Consider the following 6,319-nt stretch of genomic DNA (forward strand, 5'->3'; position numbering starts at 1 on the left):
GCGTGACACCCAGTTGGATAGCATGACACCCATGACTTCTGTCGGCCGCACGTTCACTCCAGACCGCACCCACCTCCTCGCGGTGGGTTTGATGACAGGTATCGGGCTCATTGCTATCTCATGGGCACCGCTCTACCTTGGCTGGGCCCTCATCTTCCCGGTGATCTTCACCATGTGGGTACTTAAGGCACGAACACATGTTGATGAGACTGGGATTGACATCACCTACCTCTTCCGCAAAAACGTAAAGATTCCATGGGATGAGTTCAAAGGCGTGTCTTTCCAAGGCATGAGCGCCAAAGCTGCCACCACAAATGGCAAAGAATTTCCCATGCCCGGAGTAACGTTCAATTCATTGCCGGAACTGTCTGAAGCTTCCCAAGGTCGCATCACCGACGTGATCACCGAAGCTGCTGAGGCAGCAGACGGAATGATGGAAGTCACCGACACCGAAGGCAACTCAGTACTCATGACAAAGGAAGAGTACGAAGCCCACGTGCAAGAAAACGCGGATACAGAAGAACAAGCAGACAAGGAGTAAGCACGTGCCCAACGCGATCCCTCTCCGTTCCCGGGTCACCACCGTCGGCCGACAAGCTGCCGGTGCGCGCGCTCTGTGGAAAGCAACCGGAACCAAAGACAACGAATTCGGCCGCCCGATCGTTGCGATTGTGAACTCTTACACCCAGTTCGTGCCCGGTCACGTGCACTTGAAAAATGTCGGCGACATTGTTGCTGAAGCAGTGCGTGAAGCTGGCGGCATTCCGAAGGAATTTAACACCATCGCCGTGGATGATGGCATTGCCATGGGCCACGGTGGCATGCTCTACTCCCTGCCGAGCCGAGAAATCATCGCGGACTCCGTGGAGTACATGGTCAACGCGCACACTGTTGACGCCATGGTGTGTATTTCCAACTGCGACAAAATCACACCCGGCATGCTCAACGCTGCGCTGCGTCTGAACATCCCGGCCGTCTTCGTGTCCGGTGGCCCGATGGAGGCCGGCAAGGCTGTCATCGTGAACGGCATCGCCCAGTCCGGGAAGAAGACGAACCTCGTCGATGCGATTTCTATGTCCGCTAATGATGACGTGAGTGATGAGGACCTCGACCGCATTGTCGAATCCGCGTGCCCTACCTGCGGGTCTTGCTCCGGCATGTTCACCGCAAACTCGATGAACTGCTTGACGGAAGCGCTCGGGCTCTCCTTGCCGGGTAACGGCACCACGTTGGCTACGCACACTGCTCGCCGTCGCCTGTTTGAACGCGCAGGCGCAGCGATCATGGACATCTGCCGCCGCTACTACGGTGAAGGCGATGAGACCGTGCTGCCCCGCAATGTGGCTACCCGCGAGGCCTTCCGCAACGCTATGGCACTGGACATGGCTATGGGTGGCTCCTCCAACACGATCCTGCACACCCTTGCTGCAGCACAAGAGGGTGAAATCAACTTTGACCTGAAGGACATTGACGAGCTCTCGCATGAGATCCCGTGCATCTCCAAGGTCGCGCCCAACGGTGACGCGCACATTGAGGATGTGCACCGCGCCGGCGGTATCCCCGCCATCCTGGGTGAGCTCAACCGCGCCGGATTGCTCAACACTGACGTCCACTCCGTGGTCTACCCCACGCTCCAGGAATGGCTCGATGACTGGGACATCCGTGGAGGCAAAGCCACTGAGGAGGCCATCGACCTGTTCCACGCAGCCCCTGGTGGTGTCCGTTCCACCGAGGCGTTCTCCCAGTCCAACCGCTGGGACAGCCTGGACACGGACTCCGTCAACGGTGTAATCCACGACTTTGACCACCCGTTTAGCTCCGACGGCGGCCTGGTGGTTCTGCGCGGAAACCTCGCCGAGGACGGAGCCATTTTAAAGACCGCAGGTGTGGACCAAGACCTGTGGGAATTCTCTGGTCCCGCCCGCGTCGTCGATTCCCAGGAACAGGCCGTGTCCATGATCCTGGCCCGCGAGGTTCAGGCCGGCGAAGTCGTAGTCATCCGTTACGAAGGCCCCGCCGGTGGGCCAGGTATGCAGGAGATGCTCCACCCCACCTCCTTCCTCAAAGGCGCAGGTTTGGGCAAGGTGTGTGCTCTCATCACTGACGGCCGATTCTCCGGCGGCACCTCTGGTCTGTCCATCGGCCATATTTCGCCGGAAGCCGCCCAAGGGGGACTCATCGGCCTGATTGAGAACGGTGACACAATCCGCATCTCCGTGCGTGATCGTGTCCTGTCACTCGAGGTAGATGACGAAGAACTTGATAAGCGCCGCACAGCGATGGAAACAAAGGACAATCCATGGACACCGAACCGCACACGTCACGTCACCAAGGCACTCAAGGCCTACGCTCGAATGGCAACATCAGCGGACAAGGGCGCCGTGCGCAAACTCGACTAGTTTTCCGCGTTCTGCTCATCGCGCTGGCCATCACGCTGGGCGCGGTAAACCTGTACGGCAGCTATCTCACGGCGTTTGATTCACGGCTGCTCGACGTCGGTGTTTTCCGCGATGCCGGCAATGCGTTCAGACACGGTCATCCGCTTTACGACGGCTTCCCGTCCCGCAGTGGATACGCCTTCATCTACCCACCCTTCGCGGCAGTTCTGTTCCTCCCTTTGACTGTCGGCGGGGAACTGTTTATGGACATCGTGTGGAACGCCACCATCGTCGCGTGCGTGGTGGGCATCATGGCCATGGCCTGCCACCGCTTGGGTATAAAAAACTGGCTATTTTGGGCAGTCACCTTGGGGGGATTTGCTACTTGCTTGGATATCATCCAGGCCAACCTGTACTTCGGCCAGATCAACGTCTTCCTGGTGTTCCTGGTCACCGCTGACGTACTTGGATACACCCCGAAGCCGATCCGCGGCCTAGGCATCGGTCTCGCCGCGGGTGTGAAAATCACACCGGCGGCCTACGCCATCATCTTCTTAGTGCGCAAGGATTGGTGGTCGCTCGGCCGGTCGGCTGGATTCTTCTTTGTCACCGTCATCCTGGGCTTCATTGCCCGCGCGGGTGAGTCCGTGGATTTCTGGACGAAGTACTTCTTTGAAACCGACCGCGGTGGCCGGGTAGACTACCCACATAACCAAGGCCTTGGTGGCCTGTTGTCGCGTGGTCCACTGAGCGTTGACGCGGTGGGCACTATCACACCGATTATCTTCGTCGCCTTCGCCGTTGCCACCATCTACGTGGCCTACCAGCTGGAGAAGCACAACCGTAGCGTCGAAGCACTCTTCCTGGTCGTTTTAGGAATTTCTATCGGCGGGCCATACGCCGTGTCGCACCACTGGGCTGGCGCAATTTTGATCCTTCCGATCATCCTGACGGTGCGCGAGGATGCCCTGAGGATACTTCTTTCTATCACCGCCGGCGCCTGGATTGTTCCGGGTTACATGCTCATTCCGGAAAGCGACCCCTCGAACGTGGCGTGGCGGATCTGGCTCACGGGCAATCTGATCGGCCTCATGGGTCTTACGGTGTTCATCGTGTACTTGATGTACACCGCATCCCCTGAGTGGCGTTTACAGGAACCACCACACAAGACCAGCGGCAGCCAGTCCGATGGCGGCGCCGATCCAGGCGCTGACACGCGGCCGACGCGCCCAACTACGGGAGTAGTCAACACCGAAGATCCCGGGGCCAGTGAACTGAACCACTAGGGCCATACCCAGCAGCACAACTGCAAGCCACGTGGCCGGATCCCAGTTGAATGGCGAAAACGTACCGGAAACAGCATCAAGCGCTACAACCCCGGTGGCAGCAACACCCACCATTGCTGCCACCGGGGTCATCAGACCCAGCAACAGGAAAACACCAGCCGCCAGCTGCATTGTCGACAACACAATCGCGAGGATGCGTGGCTCGTTGTGGTATGCCAACTGGTCTTGCAGTCCGGCCAACCCTTCATTCGTACCTAGCTGGAAGAAGGTTGCCACGGCGGTCAGTGTGAGCACCAGACCCAAAACAACGCGCAGAATCAGCAGTCCGAAATCGACCGTGCCACGGTCTACCCCGTCTGGTTGTGCCGTGGACGCGGGGGCTGTGTCCACAGCAGGGGTGGCCGGAGTTGCGCCGTCGTTAAGCAATGGCTGCTCAATGTGCCCCGTGGGTGCCGTCGCACCTGCAGCAACCGGTGGAGGCGTTTCGGCCTTTAGCTGGCCAGACCGTGCCGGCTTTTCCGTTTTCCCGGCGACGATCTTGATCGGCTCATCATTCGCCGCATGCCTTCCAAAGGTGAGACCCGCTGGCCCCTCCCCTTTCTTATCAGTGGAAGCAACCGAGGTTTCCGGTTTCAGAGCGGGCTCCGGTTTGGGCGCAGCTGGTAGAACCTCAGTGGGGGCTGCCTTGCCCGTGCGAGTGTAGATATTGGATTCCGTCGCGGACGGAATATCATCCAACGCGGAATCAAGCTCAAGGTCAATGTCCACATCGTTGAGCTCGCGCGCACTTGGGCTCGATTGCTTACTGTTCGGGTTGTTTGGAGTACTTCCAGTTTGGTCCATGCACACCAATCTATGGCAGCACTCAACTGATTCCGGGGATCTTTCCCGCGTGTACGCCAAGCCACCACCGGAATCTGAGAGCTTTCTGGCCAAAAGGTTGAGTCAGGTCAACTAGAACCTGTCTGATACCCTCTATCGCGCACGTTTTTCGATATTTAAAGGTTTTTCAAATGAATAAATCTCTAAAGGTGGCCCTAGCGCTCGTCGGACTCACGGTGGGTGCCGGCTTTGCTTCGGGCCAGGAAATCCTTCAGTATTTCCTCGCTTTCGGCTACCGCGGCATCATTGGTGCTGCCATCGCAGGCATCACCATCGCTGTCTTCAGTGCCTGGGTGTACCAGCTCGGCTCCTACTACATGGCTGATGACCATAGTGCGGTGTTCAAGAGCGTCTCTCACCCGTGGCTTGCCCGCTACATGGACGTGACCACGATGTTCACGCTGTTTTGTATCGGCTTTGTCATGGTGGCCGGTGCCGGCTCAAACCTGAACCAACAGTTCGGCTTCGACACATGGATCGGCTCCGCGATCATGGTGGTGCTGCTCATCGGTTCCGGCTTTTTGGATATCGACAAGCTGACCAACGTCATCTCCTTCATCACTCCCCTGCTGATCCTGTGCCTCCTGGGCGCGTTTGTGATCACGCTGATGAACATGCCGGACAATGCAGCAAGCCTGAATGAATTGGCTCAGACGAATACGCCTGCTTCCGGCACGTTCAACAACTGGTGGATCACCGCGTTGAACTACGCAACGTTGGTCATGATCATGGACTGCTCCATGATGCTCGTCTTCGCTGGTTCTCAGATGAATCCGGCTCAAGCAGGTAAGGGTGGTCTGCTTGGCGGAATCATGTTCGCTGTTTTGCTGATGATCCTCGTGTTCATCCTGTTCTTCAACATGGAACACATCATGGACGCCGATCTGCCATTGCTCATGGTCTTTTCCACGATGCACCCGGCAGTGGGCACCGTGGTGTCCATCGTGATCTACCTGATGATCTACAACACCGCGGTTGGTCTCTTCTATGCTCTCGGCCGTCGCCTGAGCCATGACAAGCCGCAGAAGTTCCGCACATACTACGGCATCGTTGTCATGATCGGTTTCGCGCTGTCCTTCATCGGCTTCGCAGATCTCATCGGCTGGGTCTACCCGTTGCTGGGCTACCTCGGCCTGATCCTCGGTGTTGTCATGGGCGTTGCCTGGTTCCGCGATCGCACCAACATCAAGGAGGAGACGGAGCGCCGTGAACGTTTGGCTGAGCTGGCTGAAACCGCACTCGATCCGGAGTTGGCGGACCTAACCCGCTCGGAGCGCGAGGAGGTAGAGGACTTGACCGCCGACTCGCATGTTGCTGACCAGGACCTGTGGCAGTCCGTCCAGGAGGAAGTCGCCGCTGATCTGGACGCAGATCCAGAGAGTGAATTCGACCTGAAGGAAGTCCCAGCGCTCGACCCCGAGTCTGAGCTCTACGAAGGTGCACCCGAAACTCAGGATGATGAGATTCAGTGGAAGGCCTACAAAGAGATGTACGAAACCGGGGAGTTCCCGGCCGTCAAGCCCGAGTCGAAGTAGCTTTTCGCTTATCGACGCCTTCCCCCAGCCCCCAATCCTTTTGCCGGGGCAGCAAATCCGATTGTTTTCTGCGGGCCTTAACTTTTTTGGATTGTGTGGGAACCGGCCCTTTGCCGCTGGTGAGGGCTATATTCCACACTCTCCTATGCGTGTAGCAGCGCGCATACCCTGTGGATAGTTTTTGAGTTATCCACAGGCTTTTTGGACCCTAGCTGCGCGTTTCTGGTTTTCGGTTTAG

4 protein-coding genes and 1 pseudogene are annotated in these 6,319 nt (G+C 57.9%); 4 read left to right on the forward strand and 1 reads right to left on the reverse strand.

Translation table 11 applies throughout. The features are described 5' to 3' along the window. Window positions 1-31: 31 nt before the first annotated feature. The 3 genes and pseudogenes from HMPREF2129_RS07320 to HMPREF2129_RS07330 form a co-directional block, all read left to right on the forward strand. Window positions 32-541, forward strand: a complete 510-nt coding sequence (locus HMPREF2129_RS07320; protein WP_052092973.1) for a PH domain-containing protein — start codon at window positions 32-34, stop codon at window positions 539-541. Window positions 542-545: 4 nt separating this feature from the next. Then, on the forward strand, window positions 546-2,399 hold the full coding sequence (gene ilvD / locus HMPREF2129_RS07325) for a dihydroxy-acid dehydratase (protein ID WP_156959257.1): 1,854 nt from the start codon (window positions 546-548) through the stop codon (window positions 2,397-2,399). Then, window positions 2,300-3,238: pseudogene (locus HMPREF2129_RS07330) on the forward strand (glycosyltransferase 87 family protein); the annotation flags it as partial. The gene ilvD and the pseudogene HMPREF2129_RS07330, both read left to right, overlap by 100 nt. A gap of 288 nt (window positions 3,239-3,526) precedes the next feature. Here HMPREF2129_RS07330 and HMPREF2129_RS11245 read toward each other — a convergent pair. Further along, window positions 3,527-4,507 (reverse strand): DoxX family protein, encoded by a 981-nt coding sequence (locus HMPREF2129_RS11245; RefSeq protein WP_084576651.1) that lies wholly within the window; start codon window positions 4,505-4,507, stop codon window positions 3,527-3,529. 170 nt (window positions 4,508-4,677) lie between these two features. Here HMPREF2129_RS11245 and HMPREF2129_RS07335 point away from each other — a divergent pair, with 170 nt between their 5' ends. Next, on the forward strand, window positions 4,678-6,081 hold the full coding sequence (locus tag HMPREF2129_RS07335; protein WP_034664861.1) for a YkvI family membrane protein: 1,404 nt from the start codon (window positions 4,678-4,680) through the stop codon (window positions 6,079-6,081). Window positions 6,082-6,319 lie beyond the last annotated feature (238 nt).

The sequence above is a fragment of the Corynebacterium tuscaniense DNF00037 genome (assembly GCF_000759055.1).
In the GTDB taxonomy this organism is placed as follows: Bacteria; Actinomycetota; Actinomycetes; order Mycobacteriales; family Mycobacteriaceae; genus Corynebacterium; species Corynebacterium tuscaniense.

Bases quoted from the DNA above. Each gene is read 5' to 3' on its own strand.
- HMPREF2129_RS07320 (WP_052092973.1), top strand. From the start codon at position 32: ATGACTTCTGTCGGCCGCACGTTCACTCCAGACCGCACCCACCTCCTC.
- HMPREF2129_RS11245 (WP_084576651.1), bottom strand. From the start codon at position 4,507: ATGGACCAAACTGGAAGTACTCCAAACAACCCGAACAGTAAGCAATCG.
- HMPREF2129_RS07335 (WP_034664861.1), top strand. From the start codon at position 4,678: ATGAATAAATCTCTAAAGGTGGCCCTAGCGCTCGTCGGACTCACGGTG.